Genomic DNA, 23,728 nt, shown 5'->3' on the forward strand with positions numbered 1-23,728 from the left:
ACCGGATCGTTGCTTCGAGGTTCGGTACCCCCTCGGACGCCGGAGAGATGTACGGCGTAAGCTGTACGGGTACTGAACAGCACAAGTGGCACAAGTCGGGCAATGCGTACCCGTCCTGGCGACCGGGGATCCGATCGGGCGGGTCGCGCCCTGCGGCGTGTCCGAAATGGGATGTTTTGGCTTGGCGGTGTAGAACGGGAGGCGTGACGGCAATGGCTACTGGAACTCTCCGGCTCCGAAACGCGCCGGGCAGCCTCCGGTGAGCCGAGGGATGGCACGGGCACGCGACGTCCTGGTCCGGCCCCGGACGCCGGGCGGCGGCCGGGACGACGCGCAGTCGCGCACCGTCCTGGACCAGGCCGCGCACGAGAACTTCCCGGTGGCGCCGTTCTTCCTGCCCCGCGCCTGGCGCCGGGACCTGATGGCCGTCTACGGCTTCGCCCGCCTCGTGGACGACATCGGCGACGGCGACCTGGCGCCCGGCGGGGGCGACGCGGCCCGGCTCGGACTGGACCCCGAACGGGACGACACGGGACCGCTCGCCCTGCTCGACGCGCTGGAGGCGGACCTGTACCGCGTCTTCAGCGACCGCGCCCCCGGCCCGCTGCACCCCCTGATGCGCCGCCTCGGCCCCACCGTGCGCAGCTGCGGCCTGACCCCCGAGCCCTTCCTCGGCCTGATCGAGGCCAACCGGCAGGACCAGCGGGTCGGCCGCTACCCGACGTACGGCGACCTGCTCGCCTACTGCGAGCTGTCCGCCAACCCCGTCGGCCGGCTCGTCCTGGGCATCACCGGCACCGCAAGCCCCGAGCGCATCCGGGCCTCGGACGCCGTCTGCACGGGCCTGCAGATCGTCGAGCACCTCCAGGACGTCGCCGAGGACCTGCGCCGGGACCGCGTCTACCTGCCGGGCGAGGACATGAAACGCTTCGGCGTCACCGAGCGGGATCTCGCCGCGCCGACCGGGGGCGCGCCGGTGCGCGCGCTGATCGCGTACGAGGCGGAACGCGCCCGCGAACTGCTGAATGAAGGCACCCCGCTGGTGGGTAGCGTCCACGGCAGGCTCAAACTGCTGCTCGCCGGCTTCGTCGGCGGCGGACGCGCCGCACTCCGGGCGGTCGCGGCCGCCGACCACGACGTACTCCCTGGACCGCCCAAGCCGACCAAGCTCAGCCTGCTGCGCGAGGTGGGGGCGACATTGCGAAGAGAGGGGTGAGTCGGACCGTGGAGGACATCGCACACGCGTCCGCGCCGGTGCTCGCTGCGTACCGCTACTGCGAGGCCGTGACCGGGCAGCAGGCACGTAACTTCGCCTACGGCATCCGGCTGTTGCCGGCCGACAAGCGGCAGGCCATGTCGGCGCTCTACGCCTTCTCGCGCCGGGTCGACGACATCGGCGACGGCTCGCTGGCGGACGCCGCCAAGCAGCAGCGGCTGGAGGAGACCCGGACCCTGCTCGGCCGGATCAAGGACGGCGCGGTCGACGAGGACGACACCGACCCGGTGGCGGTCGCGCTGGCCGACGCCGCGCGGCGCTTCCCGATCCCGCTCGGCGGGCTCGACGAGCTGATCGACGGCGTCCTGATGGACGTACGCGGCGAGACGTACGAGACCTGGGACGACCTGAAGGTCTACTGCCGCTGTGTCGCGGGGGCGATCGGGCGGCTCTCCCTGGGAGTGTTCGGCACGGTGCCCGGCGCGCCGGACGCCGCGCGCGCCGCCGAGTACGCCGATACGCTCGGGCTGGCCCTGCAACTGACCAATATCCTGAGAGACGTTCGCGAGGACGCCGGAAACGGCCGTACGTATCTCCCCTCCGACGACCTCGCCAAGTTCGGCTGCTCGGTGGGCTTCCACAGTCCGGTCCCACCCCCCGGCGCGGACTTCACCGGACTGGTCCACTTCGAAGTCAGGCGTGCCCGCGCCCTGTTCGACGAGGGTTTCCGGCTGCTGCCGATGCTCGACCGGCGCAGCGGTGCCTGCGTCGCCGCCATGGCCGGCATCTACCACCGCCTCCTCACCCGGATCGCGGCGGACCCGGAGGCCGTACTGCGCGGCCGGGTCTCGCTGCCCGGGCGGGAGAAGGCGTTCGTGGCGGTGCGCGGCCTGTCGGGGTTCGACGCGCGGGCGATCGGCCGCCGGCAGGCGGCCCGGGCGGCGGGCCGGCCGCCCGCGAGGAGGCGCGGATGACGGGCCAGGAGACGGGCGAGGCCGACGAGCCCAGCTCAGGGCAGCTGCGCCGGTCCAAGCGGCGGGCAACCCTCCGCCGGGCCGCTGCGTCCCTGACGACAGTAATCAGGGAGGGCGAATGACATCGGAACCGATGGGGCCCGACCGGCACGATGCACATGAGGCAGGCCGTCCCGATGGGGCGGCTGCGGTGGTCATTGGGGGCGGTCTCGCGGGCACCACGGCAGCGCTGGCGCTGGCCGACGCGGGGCTGCGCGTCACCCTCGTCGAGGGCCGGCCCCGGCTGGGCGGCCTGGTCTTCTCCTTCCGCCGCGAGTCCGCGGTGGGGGAGCTGACCGTCGACAACGGGCAGCACGTGTACCTGCGCTGCTGCACGGCGTACGACTGGTTCCTCGGCCGGGTGGGCGCCCGCGGCCTGGTGCCCCTCCAGGACCGGATGGACGTCCCCGTGCTGGACGCCGACGGGCTGCGGCTGGGGCGGCTGCGGCGGACGGCCCTGCCCGTACCGCTGCACCTGGCGAAGAGCCTGGCCACGTACCCGCACCTGTCGCTCGCCGAGCGGGCGAACGTGGGCCGCGCGGCGCTGGCCCTGCGCAAGCTCGACCCCGAGGACCCCGCGCTGGACGGTGTCGACTTCGGCTCGTGGCTGGCCCGGCACGGCCAGTCGCCGCGCGCCGTCGAGGCGCTGTGGGACCTGGTCGGCGTCGCGACACTCAACGCGCGCGCCGGTGACGCCTCGCTGGGGCTGGCCGCCAAGGTCTTCAAGACGGGCCTGCTCTCCGACAACGGGGCCGCCGACATCGGCTGGTCCCGGGTGCCGCTCGGCGAGGTGCACGACACCCTCGCCCGTGAGGCGCTGGAGAAGGCGGGCGTCCGCGTCGAGCTGCGCACCCGCGCGAGCGCCCTGGCCCGTGCCGCGGACGGCACCTGGCAGGTCACGGTGGAGAACGGGCCGCACGGCCGCGAGCAGCTGACCGCCCGCACGGTCGTGCTGGCCCTGCCGCAGCGCGAGACGCACGGCCTGCTGCCCGAGGGCAGCCTCGACGGCCAGGACCGGCTGCTGGACATCGGTACGGCGCCGATCCTGAACCTGCACGTCGTCTACGACCGGCCGGTGCTCCGGCCGGGAGCGCCCCCCGGGCCGTCCGGCCCGTCGAGGGGGACCTTCTTCGCGGCGCTCGGCTCGCCCGTACAGTGGGTCTTCGACCGTACGGAGGCCTCCGGGCTCGCCGCGCTGCCCGGCGGCGCCCGCAGCCAGTACCTGGCCGTGTCGCAGTCCGCCGCGCAGGACGAGATCGACCGGCCGGTGGCCGAGCTGCGCGAGCGTTACCTGCCGGAGCTGGAGCGGCTGTTGCCCGCCGCGCGCGGCGCCGGCGTCCGCGACTTCTTCGTCACCCGCGAACGCACCGCGACGTTCGCCCCCACCCCGGGCGTCGGCCGGCTGAGGCCCGCCGCCCGCACCAGAACTCCCGGCCTGTACCTGGCCGGCGCGTGGACCGCCACCGGGTGGCCCGCGACCATGGAAAGCGCTGTTCGCAGCGGCCTCGGCGCCGTTCGCGAGGCACTCACCGAACTCGGCTTCCCTGCGGGCCAGTTGCCCCAGGAGGTGGCATGACCACGAGTACGAGCTCTCGCACGAGCACGAGCACCGGAAACAGAGGAGAAACCGTGCATCCGGCTTCCCCAGCTATCGACACCGAGAGCGTCACCGCGCTGCTGGAGCGCGGGCGGCAGCTCGCCACTCCTGTGCTGCGTGCCGCCGTGGACCGGCTCGCGCCTCCCATGGACACCGTCGCCGCGTACCACTTCGGCTGGATCGACGCCGCGGGACAACCCGCGACCGGGGACGGCGGCAAGGCCGTACGCCCCGCGCTCGCGCTGCTGTCGGCGCAGGCCGCCGGACAGCGGCCGGAGGCCGGCGTGCCCGGCGCCGTCGCCGTGGAGCTGGTCCACAACTTCTCGCTGCTGCACGACGACCTGATGGACGGCGACGAGCAGCGCCGCCACCGCGACACGGTGTGGAAGGTGCACGGCCCGGCCCAGGCCATCCTGGTCGGCGACGCGCTGTTCGCCCTCGCCAACGAAATACTGCTGGAGCTGGGCACCGTCGAGGCCGGCCGGGCCACCCGCCGCCTGACCGTGGCCACCCGCAAGCTCATCGACGGCCAGGCCCAGGACATCTCCTACGAGCACCGCGAGCGGGTCACCGTCGAGGAGTGCCTGGAGATGGAGGGCAACAAGACGGGCGCGCTGCTCGCCTGCGCGGCCTCCATCGGCGCCGTCCTCGGCGGCGCCGACGACCGTACCGCCGACACCCTGGAGCGGTACGGCTACCACCTCGGCCTCGCCTTCCAGGCCGTCGACGACCTGCTCGGCATCTGGGGCGACCCGGAGGCCACCGGCAAGCAGACCTGGAGCGACCTGCGGCAGCGCAAGAAGTCGCTGCCGGTCGTCGCCGCCCTGGCGGCCGACAACCCCGCCGCCGAACGCCTCGCCGGCATCCTCGCGACGGACGCGAAGAAGAGCGAGGACGAGATCGCCGACTTCACCGAGGAGGAGTTCGCCTCGCGCGCGGCCCTCATCGAGGAGGCCGGCGGCCGCGAGTGGACCTCGCAGGAGGCCCGCCGCCAGCACGCCACCGCCATCGCCGCACTGGACGAGGTGGACATGCCCGCACCGGTCCGCGCGCAGTTCGTCGCGCTCGCGGACTTCGTCGTCGTACGAGAGAGATGATCACTATCGAACCGACCTAGTTCGCAGTCGCCGGCCGGTGCCTTCCCCCATCGGGTCGCGGGGCCCACCCCCGCTCTCCGGCAGGGGCCGGGCGCCGGCCGACGGAATCCCTGAGCACGCTTCACAGAGTTCACTGCAGAAGGGGAAGCCATGACAGCGACGACCGACGGAAGCACCGGGGCGCTGCCGTCCCGTGCCCCCTCGGCCGGCGACGCCACCGCCGAGCACACCGAGAACGACCCGGCCGCCCCCGCCGGCACGGACGCCGCCGCCCGCCGCGCCGCGGCCCGCGCCACCGATTACCTGCTGTCCGTCCAGGACGACGCGGGCTGGTGGAAGGGCGACCTGGAAACCAACGTCACCATGGACGCCGAGGACCTGCTGCTCCGGCAGTTCCTGGGGATCGGCGACCGGAGCACCACCGAGGCCGCCGCCCGGCACATCCGCGCCGAGCAGCGCGCCGACGGCACCTGGGCCACCTTCTACGGCGGGCCGGGCGAGCTGTCCGCCACGATCGAGGCGTACGTCGCCCTGCGGCTGGCCGGCGACGCGCCGGACGCCGCCCACATGGCCAGGGCCGCCGCCTGGATCCGCGAGCAGGGCGGCGTGGCCGCGGCCCGCGTCTTCACCCGCATCTGGCTGGCGCTGTTCGGCTGGTGGAAGTGGGAGGACCTGCCCGAACTGCCACCCGAGCTGATCTACTTCCCGAAGTGGTTCCCGCTCAACATCTACGACTTCGCGTGCTGGGCGCGGCAGACGATCGTGGCACTGACGATCGTCTCCGCTCACCGTCCGGTACGGCCCGCGCCGTTCGCGCTGGACGAGCTGCACGCCGACCCGGCCCGCCCGAACCCGCCGCGGCCGCTCGCCCCCGTCACCACCTGGGACGGTCTCTTCCAGCGGCTGGACAAGGGCCTGCACGGCTACCGCAAGGTGGCCGTGCGAAAGCTCCGCCGCTCGGCGATGCGGGCCGCGGCCAGCTGGATCGTCGAGCGCCAGGAGAACGACGGCTGCTGGGGCGGCATCCAGCCGCCGGCCGTCTACTCGATCATCGCGCTGCACCTGCTGGGGTACGACCTCAAGCACCCGGTGCTGCGTGCGGGCCTGGAGTCGCTGGACCGTTTCGCCGTGTGGCGCGAGGACGCGGACGGCGCGCCCGTCCGCATGATCGAGGCGTGCCAGTCCCCGGTCTGGGACACCTGCCTCGCCGCCATCGCGCTCGCCGACGCCGGGCTGCCCGCCGACCATCCGCAGCTGGTCAAGGCGGCCGAGTGGATGCTCGCCGAACAGATCCGGCGGCCGGGCGACTGGAGTGTCCGCAGGCCACAACTGCCCTCGGGCGGCTGGGCGTTCGAGTTCGAGAACGACCATTACCCGGACATCGACGACACCGCCGAGGTCGTCCTCGCGCTGCGCCGTATCCAGTACCCGGACCCGGAACGGGTGGACGCCGCCGTCCGGCGCGCCGTGCACTGGAACCTGGGCATGCAGTCCAAGAACGGGGCGTGGGGCGCCTTCGACGCCGACAACACCAGCCCGTTCCCCAACCGGCTGCCGTTCTGCGACTTCGGCGAGGTCGTCGACCCGCCGTCGGCCGACGTCACCGCGCACGTCGTGGAGATGGCCGCCGACGCCGGCCTGACGCACGACGCGCGGGTGCGGCGCGGCATCCGCTGGCTGCTGGCCGAACAGGAGCCGGACGGCTCGTGGTTCGGGCGCTGGGGCACCAACTACATCTACGGCACCGGCTCGGTGCTCCCGGCGCTGGCCGCAGCGGGCATCCCGGCCTCGCACCCCGCGGTCCGCCGCGCCGTGCGCTGGCTGGAGCGCGTCCAGAACGAGGACGGCGGCTGGGGCGAGGACCAGCGCTCCTACCGGGACAAGGCGTGGGCGGGCCGCGGCGAGTCGACCGCCTCGCAGACCGCGTGGGCGCTGCTGGCGCTGCTCGCCGCGGGCGAGCGGGAGAGCGCGGCGGTCGAGCGGGGTGTGCGGTGGCTGGTGCGGACGCAGCGCGCCGACGGGTCCTGGGACGAGCCGTACTTCACCGGTACGGGTTTCCCCTGGGACTTCTCGATCAACTACCACCTGTACCGGCAGGTCTTCCCGCTGACGGCCCTCGGCCGTTACGTCAACGGCGGACCGGCCGGCGCGTCCCAGGGGGCCTGATGCCCGTGTCGCGCGGCGCGAGAGCCGCCCGGGACGGCTCGCGGGCGCTGCCGGACGGGCCGCCGCCGCTGCTGCTCGCCTGCGCGCTCGGCATCGAGCGGTTCGCGCTGCGCGGCGGCGACCGCAGCGGCGCGAGCGCCCCCGTCGTCACCCTCCGTACGGGCATGGGCCCGCGGGCGGCGTCGGACGCCGTCACGCACGCGCTGCGCGCCGGCTCCCGCACCGCCCGGGCCCCGGTCGTCGCCACCGGCTTCTGCGCCGGCCTGGTCCCCGGCATGCGCCCGGGGGACGTGGTGGTCGCCGAGGCGGCCCGCGGCCATCTGCCCGGCGCACCGGACGTGGCCTGCTCCGACAACGGTCCGCTGCTGCGGGCTCTGAAGGAGCGCGGCGTGACGGTGCACACCGGTCTGCTGCGCGGCTCCGACCACGTCGTTCGCGGCGCGGAGCGGGCCGGGCTGCGGGCCTCGGGCGCCGTCGCGGTGGACATGGAGTCCGCCGCGACGCTGGCGGCCGCGACGCGGGACGGCGTGCGTCCGGTTGCGGCCGTCCGGGTGATCGTGGACGCTCCAGAACATGAACTTGTCCGAATCAGTACTTTGCGCGGTGGAATGTCGGCCTTTCGTGTGCTGCGCTCCATCCTTCCTGTCTTTTTCGAATGGCACCGTTCCTTGCTGCTCCCCAGGAGGTGAGCCAGATGGCCATGCCGCTCCGTCAGTCCATCCGGGTCGGTACGTATCTCTTTGAACAGAAAGTGCGCAAGCGGGAGAAGTTCCCGCTCATCGTGGAGCTGGAACCGCTCTTCGCGTGCAACCTCAAGTGCGAGGGCTGCGGAAAGATCCAGCATCCCGCGGGGGTGCTCAAACAGCGGATGCCGGTCGCGCAAGCGGTCGGCGCGGTGCTGGAGTCCGGTGCGCCGATGGTCTCCATCGCGGGCGGCGAGCCCCTGATGCACCCGCAGATCGACGAGATCGTGCGGCAGTTGGTGGCCAAGCGGAAGTACGTCTTCCTGTGCACCAACGCCATGCTGCTGCGCAAGAAGCTGGACAAGTTCACCCCCTCGCGGTACTTCGCGTTCGCGGTGCACATCGACGGGATGCGCGAGCGGCACGACGAGTCCGTGGCCAAGGAGGGCGTCTTCGACGAGGCGGTGGAGGCCATCAAGGAGGCCAAGCGGCGCGGCTTCCGGGTCACCACCAACTCCACCTTCTTCAACACCGACACCCCGCAGACCATCATCGAGGTGCTCAACTTCCTCAACGACGACCTCCAGGTCGACGAGATGATGCTCTCGCCCGCCTACGCCTACGAGAAGGCCCCCGACCAGGAGCACTTCCTCGGCGTCGAGCAGACCAGGGAACTGTTCAAGAAGGCCTTCGCGGGCGGCAACCGGCGCCGCTGGCGGCTCAACCACAGCCCGCTGTTCCTGGACTTCCTGGAGGGCAAGGCGGACTTCCCCTGCACGGCCTGGGCGATCCCCAACTACTCGCTCTTCGGCTGGCAGCGCCCCTGCTACCTGATGAGCGACGGGTACGTCCCCACGTACCGGCAGCTGATCGAGGAGACCGACTGGGACAAGTACGGCCGCGGCAAGGACCCGCGCTGCGCCAACTGCATGGCGCACTGCGGCTACGAGCCCACCGCCGTCCTCGCGACGATGGGCTCCCTCAAGGAGTCCCTGCGCGCCGCCCGTGAGACCGTCGCGGGAAACCGCGGGTGATGTGATGCGTACGGGAGAGCCTCCCGGAGGCAGCCCCTCCGGGACCGCCGTCGCACTGGGCCTGCCCGAGGTACCGGCCCGGCCGCTCGCCGAGCGGCGCGTCTCGCGCCGTATCCAGGTGGGGCCGGTGCCGGTGGGCGGCGGGGCGCCCGTCTCGGTGCAGTCGATGACGACCACGCGTACGTCCGACATCGGGGCCACGCTCCAGCAGATCGCCGAGCTGACCGCGTCCGGCTGCCAGATCGTCCGGGTCGCCTGCCCTTCGCAGGACGACGCGGACGCGCTGCCGGTCATCGCGAAGAAGTCGCAGATCCCGGTGATCGCGGACATCCACTTCCAGCCGAAGTACGTGTTCGCCGCGATCGACGCGGGCTGCGCCGCGGTCCGGGTCAACCCGGGCAACATCCGGCAGTTCGACGACCGGGTGAAGGAGATCGCCAAGGCGGCGTCCGGCGCCGGGGTGCCGATCCGGATCGGGGTCAACGCCGGGTCGCTGGACCGGCGGCTGCTGGAGAAGTACGGCAAGGCCACGCCTGAGGCGCTGGTGGAGTCGGCGCTGTGGGAGTGCTCGCTGTTCGAGGAGCACGGGTTCCGGGACATCAAGATCTCGGTCAAGCACAACGACCCGGTGGTCATGGTCAACGCCTACCGGCAGTTGGCGGCGCAGTGCGACTATCCGCTGCACCTGGGCGTGACCGAGGCCGGCCCGGCCTTCCAGGGGACGATCAAGTCGGCGGTGGCCTTCGGCGCGCTGCTGTCCGAGGGCATCGGCGACACCATCCGCGTCTCCCTGTCGGCCCCGCCGGCCGAGGAGGTCAAGGTCGGGCTGCAGATCCTGGAGTCGCTGAATCTGCGCCCGCGCCGCCTGGAGATCGTCTCCTGCCCGTCGTGCGGGCGCGCCCAGGTGGACGTCTACAAGCTCGCCGACGAGGTGACGGCGGGTCTGGAGGGCATGGAGGTGCCGCTGCGCGTCGCGGTCATGGGCTGCGTCGTCAACGGCCCCGGCGAGGCCCGCGAGGCCGACCTCGGTGTGGCGTCCGGCAACGGCAAGGGGCAGATCTTCGTGAAGGGCGAGGTCGTCAAGACCGTGCCCGAGTCGAAGATCGTCGAGACCCTCATCGAAGAGGCCCTGAAGATCGCCGCGGGGATGGAGGCCGCGGGAGTGGTGCCCGGCACCCCCGACGTCACCGTCGGCTGAACGTGTCAGAGCTGTATCCATGGAGGGGGACCGAGCATGTCGATGCTGGAACAGATCCGTGAACCGCGCGACCTCAAGGAGATTCCCGGCGAAGCCCTCGGCGCACTCGCCGAGGAGATCAGGCAGTTCCTCGTGCACGCGGTGGCGCGGACCGGCGGTCACCTCGGCCCCAACCTGGGCGTGGTCGAGCTGACCATAGCCCTGCACCGGGTCTTCGACTCGCCCGCCGACCGCATCCTGTGGGACACCGGCCACCAGTCCTACGTGCACAAACTGCTGACCGGCCGGCAGGACTTCTCCAAGCTGCGCGGCAAGGGCGGGCTGTCCGGCTACCCGTCCCGGGAGGAGTCCGAACACGACGTCATCGAGAACTCCCACGCCTCCACCGTGCTGGGCTGGGCCGACGGCCTGGCCAAGGCCAACGAGGTGCTGCGCAAGACCGACCATGTCGTCGCGGTCATCGGGGACGGCGCGCTGACCGGCGGCATGGCCTGGGAGGCGCTGAACAACATCGCCGCCGCCAAGGACCGCCCCCTCATCATCGTCGTCAACGACAACGAGCGCTCCTACGCACCGACCATCGGCGGCCTCGCCAACCACCTCGCCACCCTGCGCACCACCGACGGCTACGAGCGCTTCCTCGCCTGGGGCAAGGAGGTGGTGCAGCGCGCCCCCCTGGTGGGCCGCCCGCTGTACGAGTCGCTGCACGGCGCCAAGAAGGGCTTCAAGGACGCCTTCGCGCCGCAGGGCATGTTCGAGGACCTGGGCCTGAAGTACGTCGGCCCGATCGACGGCCACGACATCGCCGCCGTGGAGTCCGCGCTGCGCCGCGCCGCCCGCTTCAGCGGGCCCGTACTGGTGCACTGCCTCACCGAGAAGGGCCGCGGCTACCGCCCCGCCCTGGAGGACGAGGCCGACCGCTTCCACACCGTCGGCGCCATGGACCCGCTGACCTGCGCGCCCGTCGCGCCGCCCGGCCCGCCGTCGTGGACCTCGGTCTTCGGCGACGAGATGGTGCGGATCGGCGAGGAGCGCCCGGACGTCGTCGCGATCACCGCCGCGATGCTGCAGCCCGTCGGCCTCGGCAGGTTCGCGGCGGCCTTTCCCGACCGTACGTGGGACGTGGGCATCGCCGAACAGCACGCGGCCGTCTCGGCGGCCGGCCTGGCCACCGGCGGCCTGCACCCGGTCTTCGCGGTGTACGCGACCTTCCTCAACCGGGCCTTCGACCAGGTGCTGATGGACGTGGCGCTGCACAGGTGCGGGGTCACCTTCGTCCTGGACCGGGCCGGGGTGACCGGCACCGACGGTGCCTCGCACAACGGCATGTGGGACATGTCGATCCTCCAGGTCGTGCCCGGCCTGCGGATCGCCGCCCCGCGCGACGCCGACCAGCTCCGCGCCGAACTGCGCGAGGCGATCGACGTGGACGACGCGCCGACCGTCCTGCGCTTCCCGAAGGAGTCGGTGGGGGAGCCGGTCCCGGCGCTGGAGCGGATCGGCGGCGTGGACGTGCTGGCGCGCGGCGAGCGGGCGGACGTGCTGCTGGTCTCGGTGGGCGTGCTGGCCCCGGTCTGCCTGGAGGCGGCGGAACTCCTGGCCGAGCGCGGCATCGGTGTCACGGTCGTCGACCCCCGGTGGGTCAAGCCCGTCGACCCCGCGCTCGTCCGGCTGGCAGCCCAGCACACCTCGGTGGCCGTCGTGGAGGACAACAGCCGCAACGGGGGCGTGGGGGCGGCGGTCGGCCAGGCGCTGCGCGACGCGGACGTGGACGTACCGCTGCGGACCTTCGGCATCCCCGAACAGTTCCTGGCGCACGCCAAGCGCGGTGAGGTGCTCGCCGACATCGGGCTCACCCCGGCCGAGATCGCCGGCCGCATCAGCGCCTCCCTGGCCCGTAAGGAGAACGACTCGTGACGGAGAACGGCTCGTGACCGGATTCGACCTGACCAAGCTGCTCGCCGAACGCGGCGCCGAGCGCTACGACCTGCACGCCAGGTACGTCAACCACCAGCTGCCGCGGATGCTGCACACCATCGGCTTCGACAAGGTCTACGAGCGGGCCGAGGGCGCCTACTTCTGGGACGCGGACGGCCAGGACTACCTCGACATGCTGGCCGGCTTCGGCGTGATGGGCCTCGGCCGGCACCACCCGGTCGTCCGGCAGGCCCTGCACGACGTCCTCGACGCCCAGCTCGCCGACCTCACCCGGTTCGACTGCCAGCCGCTGCCGGGACTGCTGGCCGAGAAACTCCTGTCCCACACGCCCCACCTGGACCGCGTGTTCTTCGGCAACAGCGGTACGGAAGCCGTCGAGACCGCCCTGAAGTTCGCCCGCTACGCCACCGGCAAGCCCCGTGTCCTGTACTGCGCCCACGCCTTCCACGGGCTGACCACCGGCTCCCTGTCGGTCAACGGCGAGGACGGCTTCCGGGACGGTTTCGCGCCGCTGCTGCCCGACACCGGCATCGAGCTGGGCGACCTGGACGCCCTGGAGCGGGAGCTGCGGCGCGGTGACGTGGCGGCCTTCATCGTCGAGCCGGTCCAGGGCAAGGGCGTGCATCCCGCGCCCCCCGGATTCCTGCGCGCCGCCCAGGAGTTGCTGCACCGCCACAAGGCCCTGCTGATCGCCGACGAGGTGCAGACCGGTCTCGGCCGTACCGGCGACTTCTTCGCCTACCAGCACGAGGACGGCGTGGAACCGGACCTGGTGTGCGTGGCCAAGGCCCTTTCCGGCGGTTACGTCCCGGTCGGCGCGACCCTCGGCAAGGACTGGATCTTCAAGAAGGTCTACTCCTCCATGGACCGCGTCCTCGTCCACTCCGCCAGCTTCGGCGCCAACGCCCAGGCGATGGCCGCCGGCCTGGCGGTCCTGTCGGTCATGGAGGACGAGCAGATCGTCGCCAACGCCCGGCACACCGGCGACCTGCTCCGTACGCGACTGGCCGCCCTCACCGACCGGTACGAGCTGCTGCACGACGTCCGCGGCCGCGGCCTGATGATCGGCATCGAGTTCGGCCGTCCCCGCTCCCTGAAGCTGCGCGGCCACTGGACCATGCTCCAGGCGGCCCGCAAGGGCCTGTTCGCCCAGATGGTCGTGGTGCCCCTCCTCCAGCGCCACCGCATCCTCACCCAGGTATCCGGCGACCACCTGGAGGTCATCAAGCTGATCCCGCCGCTGACGATCGGCGAGCCGGAGGTGGAACGGTTCGTGACGGCGTTCACGGAGGTGATGGACGACGCGCACCAGGGCGGCGGCCTGATGTGGGACTTCGGCCGGACCCTGATGAAGCAGGCCCTCCAGACGCGTTAGCGGCTGCCCGGCCGCCCGTCTCCCGGGAGCCCCGGGAGACGGGCGGCCGTCATGGACGCGGGACGTCGAGGCCGGCCGCCCGCAGCTCCGCCTCGACCAGCGCGTTCAGCCGGGCGATGGACGGCGCCTCGTCCGCCCGGTGCTGGTTGACCACCGCGTACCGGGAGGCGGCGTCGGACCGCTTGCGGAAGCCGGCCGGCATCGCCCCCAGCGCACGGTCGGCCAGCACCTTGCCGGCCAGCGCGGCCGCCAGCTCCGCCAGCCGCGGGTCGTCCGGATCCCAGGTCCGCGCCTCCCAGCCGCGCCGGGTCAGCTCGATGTGCTCGGGGTCGTCCAGGAGGTGTTCCAGCCGGGTCAGGAAGCTGTCGAGGATTTCCGGGACCAGCGCCCGGACCAGCACCAGAGCCTCCCGCTGCACGGCCACGTAGTCCGGGCCGAAGCCGGCACCGGCGAGCCGGTCCAGCACCGCGCAGGCCCGGTCGGGCAGCAGGGCCCGGTCGCCGTGGGTGAGCCGGTGCAGCGTGTCGCGGCGCGCGGACAGTTCCTCGATCTGTTCGGTGAGCCGGCGGTGGACGTCGTCCAGGGCGGCGGCGAACCGCTCGGGGCCGGCGTCCAGCAGGTCACCGATCCCGGCCAGCGGCACGCCCGCCCCGGCCAGGGTGCGGACCTGGATGAGCCGGTGCAGGTCGGCCGAGCCGTAGCGCCGGTAGCCGGAACCGTCCCGGTCCGGCTCGGCGACCAGGCCGAGCCGGTGGTAGTGCCGCACGGTCTTGACCGTGATGCCCACGAACGCCGCCGCCTGGCCGATCGTGAGCCCGTTCGCCGGGTTACGGGTGATCACAGCGGTGAGCGTAGCGCGCCTCCGCGCCCGTACGGCACCCCCTGCGGAGAGGCCGGCAGCGCAAGGTCACGACACCGCTTGACCTTGACCTTGGGTCAGGGTGAACGCTCAGGTCATCGCCGCCTCGAAGGGGCCGGTGGCCGCCTTCCGGGGCCACCGCTGCGCGGCCCGAGCAGTGCCGCGTACCCGTTGACCTGAGACAAGGAATGACCATGAGCCAGTCCCCGCACACCACCGAGAACTCCGTCGCCGGGCCGGACCGCCCGGAACTGCGCAAGACCCTCCAGGACATCGTCGATTCCGGTATCACCGGAATACACCTGCGCGTGCACGACGAGCGGGGGCGGTGGACCGGCAGCGCCGGCGTGGCCGAGCTGGGCGGCAGCGCCGAACCGCCGGCCGACGGGCACGTCCGCATCGGCAGCAACACCAAGACCTTCACCGCGACCCTGGTGCTCCAGCTGGTGGCCGAGGGGAAGGTCGAACTGGACGCCCCGGCGGCCGGGTACCTCCCGGGGTACGGGCTGGACGAACGCATCACGGTCCGGATGCTGCTGCAGCACACCAGCGGAGTCTTCAACTTCACCGGCGAGTACTACGAGGACGGGACGGTGGTGCCGGGGATCCCCGCCACCATCTCCGGCAAGGAGTGGGTGGACAACCGGTTCCGCACCTACCGGCCCGAGGAGCTGGCACGGCTGGCGCTCTCCCGGCCCGCGCGGTTCGAGCCGGGCACGGACTGGAGCTACTCCAACTCGAACTACGTACTGGCCAGACTGCTGGTCGAGAAGGTCACCGGCCGCTCCTGCGCCGAGGTGACACAGGAGCGGATCGTGGAGCCGCTCGGCCTGACGGGCACCGTCGTGCCGGGCACCTCGCCGGAGATCCCCGAGCCGTACGCCCACGCGTACTACCGGTACGAGGACGCCGGCCGCCAGGAGACGGTCGACGTCACCCGCGTCAACCCCTCCTGGATCTCCGCCGGCGGTGACATGATCTCCACCACCCAGGACCTCCACACCTTCATCTCCGCGCTGGCGGCCGGCCGGCTGCTGCCCGCCCCGCTGCTGGCCGAGATGGCGAAGCCGCACCCGAAGAGCGGCTTCGGCCTGGGGCTGAGGGTGCAGGAAGCCGGTACCGACGGCGGCACGCTGTTCTTCCACAACGGCGGCGCCGGCGGCCACGCGGCGCTGATGTACAGCACGTCCGACGGCAGCAAGACCCTGACCGCCTCGCTGAACTACGTGGACGACGCCGCCTTGTCCCTGACCGGGGCGTTCCTGAAGGCACAGGACCGCCTCGTCCAGGAAGTGTTCGGCGACGGGCCGGCCGGGCCGGCGGACGAGGCGGACGGGTCCGCTCAGCCGGCGGGCTGAGGCCCCGGGCCCGCCACCTCGTGCGCGTCCGCGTCCCCGTCCCACGTAGGGTGAACGGCCGGGCCACCGCCGGAACGCGGTGGCCGGGGCCGGACGGCCGACATGTGGAGCGACGCGGCCGTGGTCCTCGGAACCCGGGCGCGTCCTGGGTGGGAAGGACTTCACGGGGTGACAGCGGCGCGCACGCTTCGCGCGGTGGGCAGCACGGTACTGGCGGGGGCCCTGCTCTTCGGGGCCGCCCCGGCCGCGTCGGCGGACGCGACCAGGGACGCGCAATGGCCACTGCAGTCCTTCGAGGCGGAGAAGATCTGGCAGCAGTCGACCGGGAAGGGCGTGCGGGTCGCGGTCATCGACGGACCGGTCAAGACGGACCACCCCGACCTCGCGGGAAACGTGCTCTCGGGCAACAGTTACCACGACGGTGACGACGAGGAGGACGGCGACCACGGTACGGGCATGGCCGCCATCATCGCCGGGCACGGACACGGGCCGGGGCACGCGGACGGGGTGAAGGGGCTCGCGCCCGACGCCGAGATCCTGCCGCTGGCCAAGCCGGAGGACGACGGCCCGACCATCGGGGCCAGGATCCGGCAGGCCGTCGACGGGGGCGCCGAGGTCATCAACATCTCGCTCGGCGTGGACCACCTGTCGAGCTCCGACGAGGAAGCCATCGCGTACGCCCACGAGAAGGACGTCATCATCGTCGCCGGGACCGGCAACGACGCGACCCGGCCCACCCGACTGGCCGCGCACGCCGGTGTCGTCGGAGTGGGGGCAGTCGGGCAGGACGGCGAGGTCTGGGAGGACTCGAACTTCGGTCCCGGCACCCTGCTGACGGCCCCCGGCGTGCACATCAGGTCCGCCGGGGCGGCCAAGCCGTACCGCCAGGCCTCCGGTACGTCGGACGCCACCGCCTACGTCTCCGGCGCCGCCGCGCTGCTGCGCGCCAAGTTCCCCGACCTGACCGCGGGCCAGATCGTGAACCGCCTGGTGAAGAGCGCGGGCATGGCACCCGGCAAGCAGAGTCTCCCGCTGCCCGACCCGCACTACGGCTACGGTTTCATCCGGCCGCTGCGGGCCCTGACCGCCGACATTCCGGCCGGTCCGGCCAACGGCCCGCTGAAGGTTCCCGAGGACCCGGACGCGGCCGCGCAGGCCGAAGCGGCCAAGCGGGCCGCCGCGCCGAAGGCCGAGGGCCCCGACGGCCTGGTGATCATCGCTGTCGCGACCGGAGGCGGGTTCGTCGTCATGGCCGTCCTCGGGGCCGTGCTCGCCGCCAACCGGCGCAAGCGGCAGAGCCTGCGTCAGGGGCCGCCGGCCGCGGGGCCGGGCGGGTTCGGCGGGCCGCCGCAGCAAGGGGTGCCGCCGCAGTACGGGGCGCCGCAGCCGCCGCCCGGAGCGTTCGGGCCGTACGCGCCGCCGCAGGCACCGGGCCCGTACGCACCACAGGCACCGGCCCCGTACCCGCCGCAGCAGCCGCCTGCCGGACCTCCGGGGGCGTGAAGCGCCCGCCGCAAGCGAGCCGCCTCATGAACTGCGGCTGAAGTCCCGCACTTCAGGGGCGTCCCGCACTTCAGGGAAGTTCTTTCACTTCAGGAGCGTGCGCCAGCGTTCGGCCGACTCCAGCATGTCCTGGATGACGCGCTCCAGGTACGTTCCGCCCCGGGCCAGCCGCTGTCCTACCGGGCTGTCGGGCCCGAACGTCCGCGCGGCCGCCGTCGCGGCCCGCGCCGACTCCAGCGTGCTCTGCGCGCTGATCACGATCGAGTGGTACCAGGCGTGGTCGTCGACCACGTAGATGTCGCGGCGGCGCTGCGGGTCGCGCTCCCGCCGGACATAGCCGTACTCGACCAGGAAGTTCACGGCCGCCGACACGGAGGCCGGGCTGACGCCGAGCCTGCGCGTCAGCTCGGCCGCGGTGCGCCTGCCGTCCTCGGACAGCAGCAGGTCGATGTGGACGCGCGCCGTCGTCCGCGGCAGCCCCGACCTGACCGCCAGCTCCACGATCTGCTCCTCCGCCGGACTGCTCGGCGCGGTGTCCGCGCGGGCGGGCGCCGGGGTGCCCCGCCGCGCCCGCTGGGCCGTCGCCTGCTGGGCCTGCTGCGGCCGGTAGCCGCTGGGGCCGCCGTTGCGCGCGATCTCCCGGCTGATCGTCGAGGTCGGCCGGTCGAGCCGCCTGGCGATCTCGGCGTAGGAGAGCCCGTCGGCCAGTCCGGTCGCGATGCGCTGACGGTCCTGCTGGGTCAATCGTCCTCCTGGCATGCCGTCAGTATTGCTTTCGTTGCCATTCATTGCAACGCGGCATTGCATTAGGTGACAGCGTCATTGCATCAAAATACCGGCTTTGACCTGCAGTTATGGCGTTCAATTCATTGACGGAATGCTGAATGCAACGTAGCTTTCAGCGTGTTCCGAACGCGTAATGTCGCGAGATGAGGAAAAGCCATGGGGGATTCCCTGCACACCGTCCCGCAGCTGCCGGCGACCCGTCGGCCCGGCTGTCCTTTCGACCCGCCGGCCGAGCTGCTGGACGCCCGCCGGCACGGCCCGATCAGCCGTTACACCCACCCCGGCGGGAAACCCGGCTGGATGATCACCGGACACGACCTGGTCAGGTCGGTCCTGGCCGACCCGCGGTTCAGCTCCCGCAAGGAGCTGATGAACGTGATCGACTACGAGCTTCCGCCGGCACCGCCCGGCGAGTTCCTCCTCATGGACGACCCCCGGCACCGGCGTTACCGCAAACCGCTGATGGGCCGGTTCACCGTACGGCGGATGCGCCTGCTCACCGAGCGCATCGAGCAGATCACCGCCGACTGCCTGGACGCCATGGAGCGGACCGGACCGCCGGCGGACCTGGTGACCGCGTTCGCCAAGCCCATCCCCGCCATCGTCATCTGCGAACTGCTGGGCGTCCCGTACGAGGACCGGGGCGCCTTCCAGCAGCAGATCGAATCGTTCATGAACGGTGAGACGGGCGACGAGGAACTGATCGCGGCCTACACCGCGACCCAGGAGTACCTCGCGGAGCTGGTGGCCGCCAAGCGCGCGAACCCCACCGACGACGTGCTCAGCGAACTGACCGACAGCGACCTGACCGACGAGGAGCTGAAGGGCGTCAGCCTGATCCTGCTGTCGGCCGGACTCGACACCACCGCGAACATGCTGGCACTGGGCACCTTCGCGCTGCTGCAGAACCCGGACCAACTGGCCGCGCTGCGCGGCGATCCCGCGCTCGTGGGCCGGGCCGTGGAGGAGCTGCTGCGGTACCTGAGTGTCGCCAAGCAGTTCTGGCGCACGGCGCTGGAGGACGTCGAGCTGGGCGGGCAGGTCATCGAGGCCGGTACGACGGTGGTCCTGTCGTACCACACCGCCAACCGCGACCCCGAGCGCTTCACCGACCCCCACGCGCTCGACCTCCGGCGCCAGGAAGGCGGCCACCTGGCCTTCGGCCACGGCATCCACCAGTGCCTCGGCCAGCAGCTGGCCCGCATCGAGATGAGCGTCGCGTTCACCGCGCTCCTCGAACGCTTCCCCACGCTGCGCCTGGCCGTGCCGGCCGACGAGGTCCCGCTGCGCCCGGAGAGCGCGGACATCCACGGCGTGAAGAGCCTCCCGGTCACCTGGGACGTATGACCGGGCCCGCACTCCACCTCACCGAGGCCACGGGGCGGACACCCGGGCAGGCCTCCCGTACTGAACACACGTACTAGGAGATACGTCATGAAGAACGGCAACAGCGGCTTCTCCGGACGAGGGCTGCGCAGGCTGCACGACGTGCTGGCGCGGCACGTCGAGTCCGGGAAAATCCCCGGGCTCGTCGCCCTGGTGAGCCGCGGCGCCGAGACGCACGTCGAAGCGCTCGGGACGATGCGTCACGAGGGCGGCGCGCCGATGCGCCGGGACACGCTCTTCCGTATGGCGTCGACGACCAAACCGGTCGCGATGGCACCGGTGATGGTCCTGCTCGACGAGTGCAGGCTGCGGCTGGACGAGCCGGTGGAGCCATGGCTGCCCGAACTCGCCGACCGCCGGGTGCTCAAGCGGAGCGACGGCCCGCTGGACGACACCGTCCCCGCGCGGCGGCCGATCACCGTACGGGACCTGCTGAGCTCCACGTTCGGGATCGGGATGGACGTGACGGCGGCGGGTTCGCCGATCCAGGCCGCGATCCAGGAACAGGAGATCTTCACCCAGGGGAGGGTGCCCGCGCCCGAACCGGACGAGTGGATGCGCCGCCTCGGCTCGCTCCCGCTGGCGTACCAGCCCGGCGAGCGCTGGCAGTACCACATCAGCCACGACGTACTCGCCGTACTGGTCGCCAGGATCACGGGCCGGCCGTTCGAGACGGTCCTGCGCGAACGGGTCCTCGAACCGCTGGGGATGAAGGACACCGGGTACCACGTGCCCGCCGGCCGGATCGACCGGTTGCCGCCCAGCTACGCGCCCGATCCGCAGACCGGGAAGTTCCTGGTGTGGGACGAGGCGGTGGGCGGCCAGTACAGCAAGCCCCCGGCGTTCCAGGCAGGCGGTGGCGGACTGGTCTCGACCGTCGACGACTTCCACGCGTACTTCCGCATGCTGCTGAACCACGGGACGCACGGGACCGAACGGATCCTCTCGCGGCCCGCCGTGCAGCTCATGACCACCAACTGCCTCACCCCCGAACAGCAGGCCGCCCGGGAGGCCCTGGCCAACAACACCCAGATGTCGTACGGACTCGGACGGCACGGCGGCTGGGGCTACGGGATGGCGGTGCGCACCTACCGCGGTGACTACGCGTCCGTGGGCCAGTTCGGCTGGGACGGCGGCACCGGCACCTCCACCTACGCCGACCCGGCGGAACAGCTCACCGGCATCCTGCTCACCCAGGTCGGCATGAGTACGGGGGACTCGGCGCGGCTCATCCACGACTTCTGGACCACGCTCTACCAGGCGATCGACGACTGACCCACCGGGCCGGTGGCCGTTCTCACGTGGACGCCTCGTTCAGCAGGGGGAACAGCCTGGCGATCGCGGCCACCGGCACCGTGCCCGCCGGGCGGGCGGCAGGCTGCTGGTCGCGGTCGCGGTAAGGCGCCAGCAGAGCGCGGACGGAGTCGGCGAGTTCGGCGAGCTCCGCCGGCGTCAGATGCACCACGGCGCTGAACGACTCGTCGTGCCGCCACTCGGCCGGTGCCTGGTCCCGGTGCGCCAGCCAGCGCCGGTAGCTCTCGTCCTCCAGGCCGCGCGAGAGCACGTCGAACCGTTCCGGCGCCGCTCTTTCGCCGGTCGGAGGCGTGGGGGAGACCGGGCCGTTCCAGCGGAGCCGCCACGGCCGCACCCGCCCGCCGGTGTGCGGCGCCTCTTCGATCAGGCCGTGCCGGGCGAGCTGGCGCAGGTGGAACGAGCAGAGGCCGGAGCTGTGGCCGAGGCGGGCGGCGGCCTGCGTGGACGTGACGGTGCCGACCTCGGCGAGCAGGTCCAGCAGCGCGAGGCGTACGGGATGGTCCGGGAGCGGCTGCCGGGCGGCGGGCGGCGGTGGTTGGGCCGGGGCTGGTCTGCGGTTTTTCTCGCTCACTTTGCAAAGGGTGCTACTTTGCAAAGCATTCGGTCAAGCCGGCCTGCCGCCGGCCGGGGGTCCGGCCCCGGCCGGCGGCTGCTGTGCGAAAGGTGGGGACATTCATGGCTGTTCGGTTCGGTGACACTTCGCGGGACCGCCGGGCGCGCGTGCAGGGCGAGCCGGTGGACTCCTGTCCGCGGCTGCTGCCCGAGGTCGAACGGGGCGCGGTACGCCGTATCACCGTCGTCGGGGAGGAGGTGCTGCACCGCCCGTGCCGGGAGGTCACCGAGTTCGGCACGCCGGAACTCGCGCGGCTGATCGACGACATGTTCGCCACCAACCACGTCGCGGAGGGCGCGGGGCTCGCCGCCAACCAGATCGGCGTGGACCTGCGGGTCTTCGTGTGGGACATGACGGACGACTGGGGCGTGCGGCACGTCGGGCACATCGTGAACCCGGTGCTGGACGAGGTGCCGGCCGAGCGGCGCCGGCTGGTCGAGGAGTCCGAGGGGTGCCTGTCCGTGCCGGGCCCCTACCGCGTCGTGCCCCGCCTCGACCACGCCGTCGTACGGGGCCGCGACAAGGACGGCGCACCCCTGGTGATCGAGGGCCACGGCTACTTCGCCCGGTGCCTGCAACACGAGACGGACCACCTCCGCGGCCACCTCTACCTCGACCGGCTCGCCGCCCGGGAGCGCAGGACGGCGCTGCGGGAGATGGCGGAGTGCAAGGAGGAGAAGTTCGCCCGGCGTGCCGAACTGGCGGCGGAACTGGGCAAGTGACGGCGGGCGGCGGCACGTCGCGACAAGCCGTGGGGGAGCGACGGCAGATGACGCCGCGTCAGCGCCGTCCGTAGAAGGCGTCCACCAGCGCCTCCATGCTCTTGCGGAACGAGCAGCTGAGCGCTATCCACGACCCGTCGACGAAGACCAGGTCGAACCGGCCGCGCGGGAAGGTCGTACGGGGCCTGGGGCGCAGCTCGGCGATGTCCGGGCGGGGGACTTCCACGGCGAGTTCCAGCTCCGGGTCGCGGGCCCGCCAGCCGGTGGCGTGGTCGGTGAGGACGAACAGGCGCCGGTCGGTGACCGCCTGGTGCACGGGGGAGCCGCCCGCGTTGGTGACCTGGACGTGGAAGCGCCCGGCCAGGCTCGTCCAGCCGCCCTCCATGGGCTTGCCGTACATCATGTGCTCGGCGGCCCGGTCCACGGCGTCCTCGAAGGTGTCCTGCGCCTCGCTCAGCCCGTGCGCGACGGTGCCGGCGGCGCGGGTCAGCCGGTGGCTGGTGAACCGGTTGTCCGTGGCGATGCCGAGGGGCCGCGCCGCCTTGTCCAGGACGCTGCCCAGCGCACCCCGGAGCCGCTTCTCCAGCAGCGACTGCTTGCGCGGCACCCGGAGGTGGGCCGGGACGAGCGGCAGGGACGGGTACACCTCGTACTGCTCGCTGTGCAGCAGGACTTCGCCGGGCTGGAGGAACGGCAGGCAGGGAGTCGTGTGGTCGATCACGCGGCCATTGTGCCGGGCGGCGGGCGGGCCCGGCCGGCCGGGCCGAGCGGCCGGCCGGGGTCATGCCACAGGCTCTCAGTCCTCCAGGAGCTGGAAGCGCAGCCGCTCGCGGGTCTCGGGGGAGAGCTTCAGGCCCTCGCGGAGGTACGTCTCCGTCGAGCCCCAGGTCGCCTCGATGGCGTCGAGGGCCGCCGCCAGGTACTCGGCGCGCGCGTCGAAGAGCGGTGCGAGCAGCTCCATGACCTCGGGGGACATGCCGGCCGCCGACGTGTCGGAGCGGCGCACCTTGTACCGGCGGTGCGCGGCGTTGGACTCCAGGTAGTCGGCCTCGATGGCCTCCGGCTCGACGCCGACCGCGAGCAGCGTGACGGCGACGGACAGGCCCGCCCGGTCCTTGCCGGCCGCGCAGTGCATGAGCGCGGGGACGCTGTCCTCGGCGAGCGCGTGCAGAACGCGGCTGTGGTCGGCGGTGCGGGTGGTGATGATGTGGCGGTACGTCTGTGCCATCCGGCCCGCCGCCTGGCCGTCGCCCAGCGCCGCACGCAGGTGGCCCAGCTCGCCGTCGCGCACCATCGCCCAGAACTCGGCGCCGTCGGCCGGATCGGTCAGCGGGATGTTCACGTTCCGTACGCCGGGCAGCGCGACGTCGGGGCCCTCCAGCTTGATGTCCGCGGCGTTGCGGAAGTCGAAGATCGTGTGCAGCCCGAGCCCGGCGAGGAAGGCGGCGTCCGCCTCGGTCGCCGCCGCCAGGTGGCCGCTGCGGAACAGCCGGCCCTTGCGCACCCGGCGCCCGTCCACGGTCGGCAGCCCGCCCACGTCACGGAAGTTGCGCACCTCCGCCAGCTCGGAGTCGGTCGACGGGACCTCCGGGATCTGCTGCGTCACGGGCGCTCCTCGAATCGGTCGCCGACGCTGCTCGTCGACGAGGCGGGCCACTCCGACGATACGACATGCCCGCACCCCGTAATCCGGCCGGTCGCAGCCGGTTTCAGGGCGCGCGGCGGTGCCGCGGCGGGGCGGTCCTGGGCCTGCCGTGGCATGCTGACGCCCGCCCGGTCCGTCCCTCACCGACGCCCGGGGGCCGCCCGCCCGGTGCCCACTCTCCGGCCCCGCCGTTCGGCCACCCCCACACCCGGTCAAACGACCGAA

At 72.4% G+C, this 23,728-nt stretch carries 20 protein-coding genes and 1 pseudogene; 15 read left to right on the forward strand and 6 right to left on the reverse strand.

Annotation, left to right across the window (positions count from 1 at the left end):
* Positions 1-271 precede the first annotated feature (271 nt).
* The 10 genes from hpnC (at position 272) to AB0L45_RS17730 (ending at position 13,317) form a co-directional block, all read left to right on the forward strand.
* Complete coding sequence (gene hpnC, locus AB0L45_RS17685; protein WP_365840785.1) at positions 272-1,216, forward strand: squalene synthase HpnC; 945 nt, start codon at positions 272-274, stop codon at positions 1,214-1,216.
* 8 nt (positions 1,217-1,224) lie between these two features.
* Positions 1,225-2,190, forward strand: coding sequence for a presqualene diphosphate synthase HpnD (gene hpnD, locus AB0L45_RS17690; protein ID WP_365840787.1), 966 nt, complete (start codon positions 1,225-1,227; stop codon positions 2,188-2,190).
* A 133-nt stretch (positions 2,191-2,323) separates the two neighbouring features.
* Positions 2,324-3,805, forward strand: coding sequence for a hydroxysqualene dehydroxylase HpnE (gene hpnE, locus AB0L45_RS17695; RefSeq protein WP_365840980.1), 1,482 nt, complete (start codon positions 2,324-2,326; stop codon positions 3,803-3,805).
* Positions 3,806-3,858: 53 nt separating this feature from the next.
* Positions 3,859-4,923, forward strand: a complete 1,065-nt coding sequence (locus AB0L45_RS17700; protein WP_365840789.1) for a polyprenyl synthetase family protein — start codon at positions 3,859-3,861, stop codon at positions 4,921-4,923.
* Positions 4,924-5,073: 150 nt separating this feature from the next.
* Positions 5,074-7,089, forward strand: a complete 2,016-nt coding sequence (gene shc, locus AB0L45_RS17705) for a squalene--hopene cyclase (protein ID WP_365840791.1) — start codon at positions 5,074-5,076, stop codon at positions 7,087-7,089.
* Positions 7,089-7,778, forward strand: coding sequence for a 1-hydroxy-2-methyl-2-butenyl 4-diphosphate reductase (locus AB0L45_RS17710; protein WP_365840793.1), 690 nt, complete (start codon positions 7,089-7,091; stop codon positions 7,776-7,778). Before shc ends, AB0L45_RS17710 begins: the two co-directional genes overlap by 1 nt.
* 5 nt (positions 7,779-7,783) lie before the next feature.
* A complete protein-coding gene (gene hpnH, locus AB0L45_RS17715; protein ID WP_073763388.1) occupies positions 7,784-8,806 on the forward strand; it encodes an adenosyl-hopene transferase HpnH in 1,023 nt (340 codons plus the stop codon).
* Positions 8,807-8,810: 4 nt separating this feature from the next.
* Positions 8,811-10,004, forward strand: coding sequence for a flavodoxin-dependent (E)-4-hydroxy-3-methylbut-2-enyl-diphosphate synthase (gene ispG, locus AB0L45_RS17720; RefSeq protein WP_365840795.1), 1,194 nt, complete (start codon positions 8,811-8,813; stop codon positions 10,002-10,004).
* 36 nt (positions 10,005-10,040) lie between these two features.
* Positions 10,041-11,921 carry a 1-deoxy-D-xylulose-5-phosphate synthase gene (gene dxs / locus AB0L45_RS17725; protein ID WP_365840797.1) on the forward strand — a complete coding sequence of 627 codons (1,881 nt, stop codon included), beginning with the start codon at positions 10,041-10,043 and terminating at the stop codon, positions 11,919-11,921.
* 13 nt (positions 11,922-11,934) lie between these two features.
* Positions 11,935-13,317, forward strand: a complete 1,383-nt coding sequence (locus AB0L45_RS17730; RefSeq protein WP_365840799.1) for an aspartate aminotransferase family protein — start codon at positions 11,935-11,937, stop codon at positions 13,315-13,317.
* Positions 13,318-13,366: 49 nt separating this feature from the next.
* On the opposite strand, the gene AB0L45_RS17735 is transcribed toward AB0L45_RS17730, so the two are convergent.
* Positions 13,367-14,158, reverse strand: coding sequence for a MerR family transcriptional regulator (locus AB0L45_RS17735; RefSeq protein WP_365840801.1), 792 nt, complete (start codon positions 14,156-14,158; stop codon positions 13,367-13,369).
* Between the two features lie 212 nt (positions 14,159-14,370).
* On the opposite strand from AB0L45_RS17735, the gene AB0L45_RS17740 reads away from it, so the two are divergent.
* Together AB0L45_RS17740 and AB0L45_RS17745 are read left to right on the forward strand one after the other, a co-directional pair.
* A complete protein-coding gene (locus AB0L45_RS17740) occupies positions 14,371-15,534 on the forward strand; it encodes a serine hydrolase domain-containing protein (protein ID WP_365840803.1) in 1,164 nt (387 codons plus the stop codon).
* A gap of 195 nt (positions 15,535-15,729) precedes the next feature.
* Positions 15,730-17,037: a S8 family serine peptidase gene (locus AB0L45_RS17745; RefSeq protein ID WP_365840805.1), complete on the forward strand. Its 1,308-nt coding sequence runs from the start codon at positions 15,730-15,732 to the stop codon at positions 17,035-17,037.
* 84 nt (positions 17,038-17,121) lie between these two features.
* Here AB0L45_RS17745 and AB0L45_RS17750 read toward each other — a convergent pair whose 3' ends face one another.
* Both AB0L45_RS17750 and AB0L45_RS17755 read right to left on the reverse strand, forming a co-directional pair.
* Positions 17,122-17,538: a MarR family transcriptional regulator gene (locus AB0L45_RS17750; protein ID WP_365840982.1), complete on the reverse strand. Its 417-nt coding sequence runs from the start codon at positions 17,536-17,538 to the stop codon at positions 17,122-17,124.
* Positions 17,539-17,598: 60 nt separating this feature from the next.
* A pseudogene (locus AB0L45_RS17755) lies at positions 17,599-17,844 on the reverse strand (helix-turn-helix domain-containing protein); the annotation flags it as partial.
* A 135-nt stretch (positions 17,845-17,979) separates the two neighbouring features.
* On the opposite strand from AB0L45_RS17755, the gene AB0L45_RS17760 reads away from it, so the two are divergent.
* Positions 17,980-19,170, forward strand: coding sequence for a cytochrome P450 (locus AB0L45_RS17760; protein WP_365840807.1), 1,191 nt, complete (start codon positions 17,980-17,982; stop codon positions 19,168-19,170).
* 87 nt (positions 19,171-19,257) lie between these two features.
* Positions 19,258-20,484: a serine hydrolase domain-containing protein gene (locus AB0L45_RS17765; RefSeq protein ID WP_365840809.1), complete on the forward strand. Its 1,227-nt coding sequence runs from the start codon at positions 19,258-19,260 to the stop codon at positions 20,482-20,484.
* Between the two features lie 22 nt (positions 20,485-20,506).
* Here the strand turns inward: AB0L45_RS17765 and AB0L45_RS17770 are convergent, their stop codons facing one another.
* Positions 20,507-21,094: a helix-turn-helix domain-containing protein gene (locus tag AB0L45_RS17770; RefSeq protein WP_365840810.1), complete on the reverse strand. Its 588-nt coding sequence runs from the start codon at positions 21,092-21,094 to the stop codon at positions 20,507-20,509.
* A 104-nt stretch (positions 21,095-21,198) separates the two neighbouring features.
* Here AB0L45_RS17770 and def point away from each other — a divergent pair, with 104 nt between their 5' ends.
* A complete protein-coding gene (gene def / locus AB0L45_RS17775; RefSeq protein WP_365840812.1) occupies positions 21,199-21,858 on the forward strand; it encodes a peptide deformylase in 660 nt (219 codons plus the stop codon).
* A 58-nt stretch (positions 21,859-21,916) separates the two neighbouring features.
* On the opposite strand, the gene AB0L45_RS17780 is transcribed toward def, so the two are convergent.
* Both AB0L45_RS17780 and AB0L45_RS17785 read right to left on the reverse strand, forming a co-directional pair.
* Positions 21,917-22,579 carry a hypothetical protein gene (locus AB0L45_RS17780; protein WP_365840814.1) on the reverse strand — a complete coding sequence of 221 codons (663 nt, stop codon included), beginning with the start codon at positions 22,577-22,579 and terminating at the stop codon, positions 21,917-21,919.
* A 75-nt stretch (positions 22,580-22,654) separates the two neighbouring features.
* On the reverse strand, positions 22,655-23,464 hold the full coding sequence (locus tag AB0L45_RS17785; RefSeq protein ID WP_365840815.1) for a tyrosine-protein phosphatase: 810 nt from the start codon (positions 23,462-23,464) through the stop codon (positions 22,655-22,657).
* Positions 23,465-23,728: the final 264 nt, after the last annotated feature.

This window comes from Streptomyces sp. NPDC052496, from assembly GCF_040679095.1.
In the GTDB taxonomy this organism is placed as follows: Bacteria; Actinomycetota; Actinomycetes; order Streptomycetales; family Streptomycetaceae; genus Streptomyces.

Coding starts and splice junctions, on each gene's coding strand:
- hpnC (WP_365840785.1), top strand. CDS start 272: ATGGCACGGGCACGCGACGTCCTGGTCCGGCCCCGGACGCCGGGCGGC.
- hpnE (WP_365840980.1), top strand. CDS start 2,324: ATGGGGCCCGACCGGCACGATGCACATGAGGCAGGCCGTCCCGATGGG.
- shc (WP_365840791.1), top strand. CDS start 5,074: ATGACAGCGACGACCGACGGAAGCACCGGGGCGCTGCCGTCCCGTGCC.
- AB0L45_RS17710 (WP_365840793.1), top strand. CDS start 7,089: ATGCCCGTGTCGCGCGGCGCGAGAGCCGCCCGGGACGGCTCGCGGGCG.
- hpnH (WP_073763388.1), top strand. CDS start 7,784: ATGGCCATGCCGCTCCGTCAGTCCATCCGGGTCGGTACGTATCTCTTT.
- ispG (WP_365840795.1), top strand. CDS start 8,811: ATGCGTACGGGAGAGCCTCCCGGAGGCAGCCCCTCCGGGACCGCCGTC.
- dxs (WP_365840797.1), top strand. CDS start 10,041: ATGTCGATGCTGGAACAGATCCGTGAACCGCGCGACCTCAAGGAGATT.
- AB0L45_RS17740 (WP_365840803.1), top strand. CDS start 14,371: ATGAGCCAGTCCCCGCACACCACCGAGAACTCCGTCGCCGGGCCGGAC.
- AB0L45_RS17760 (WP_365840807.1), top strand. CDS start 17,980: ATGGGGGATTCCCTGCACACCGTCCCGCAGCTGCCGGCGACCCGTCGG.
- AB0L45_RS17765 (WP_365840809.1), top strand. CDS start 19,258: ATGAAGAACGGCAACAGCGGCTTCTCCGGACGAGGGCTGCGCAGGCTG.
- def (WP_365840812.1), top strand. CDS start 21,199: ATGGCTGTTCGGTTCGGTGACACTTCGCGGGACCGCCGGGCGCGCGTG.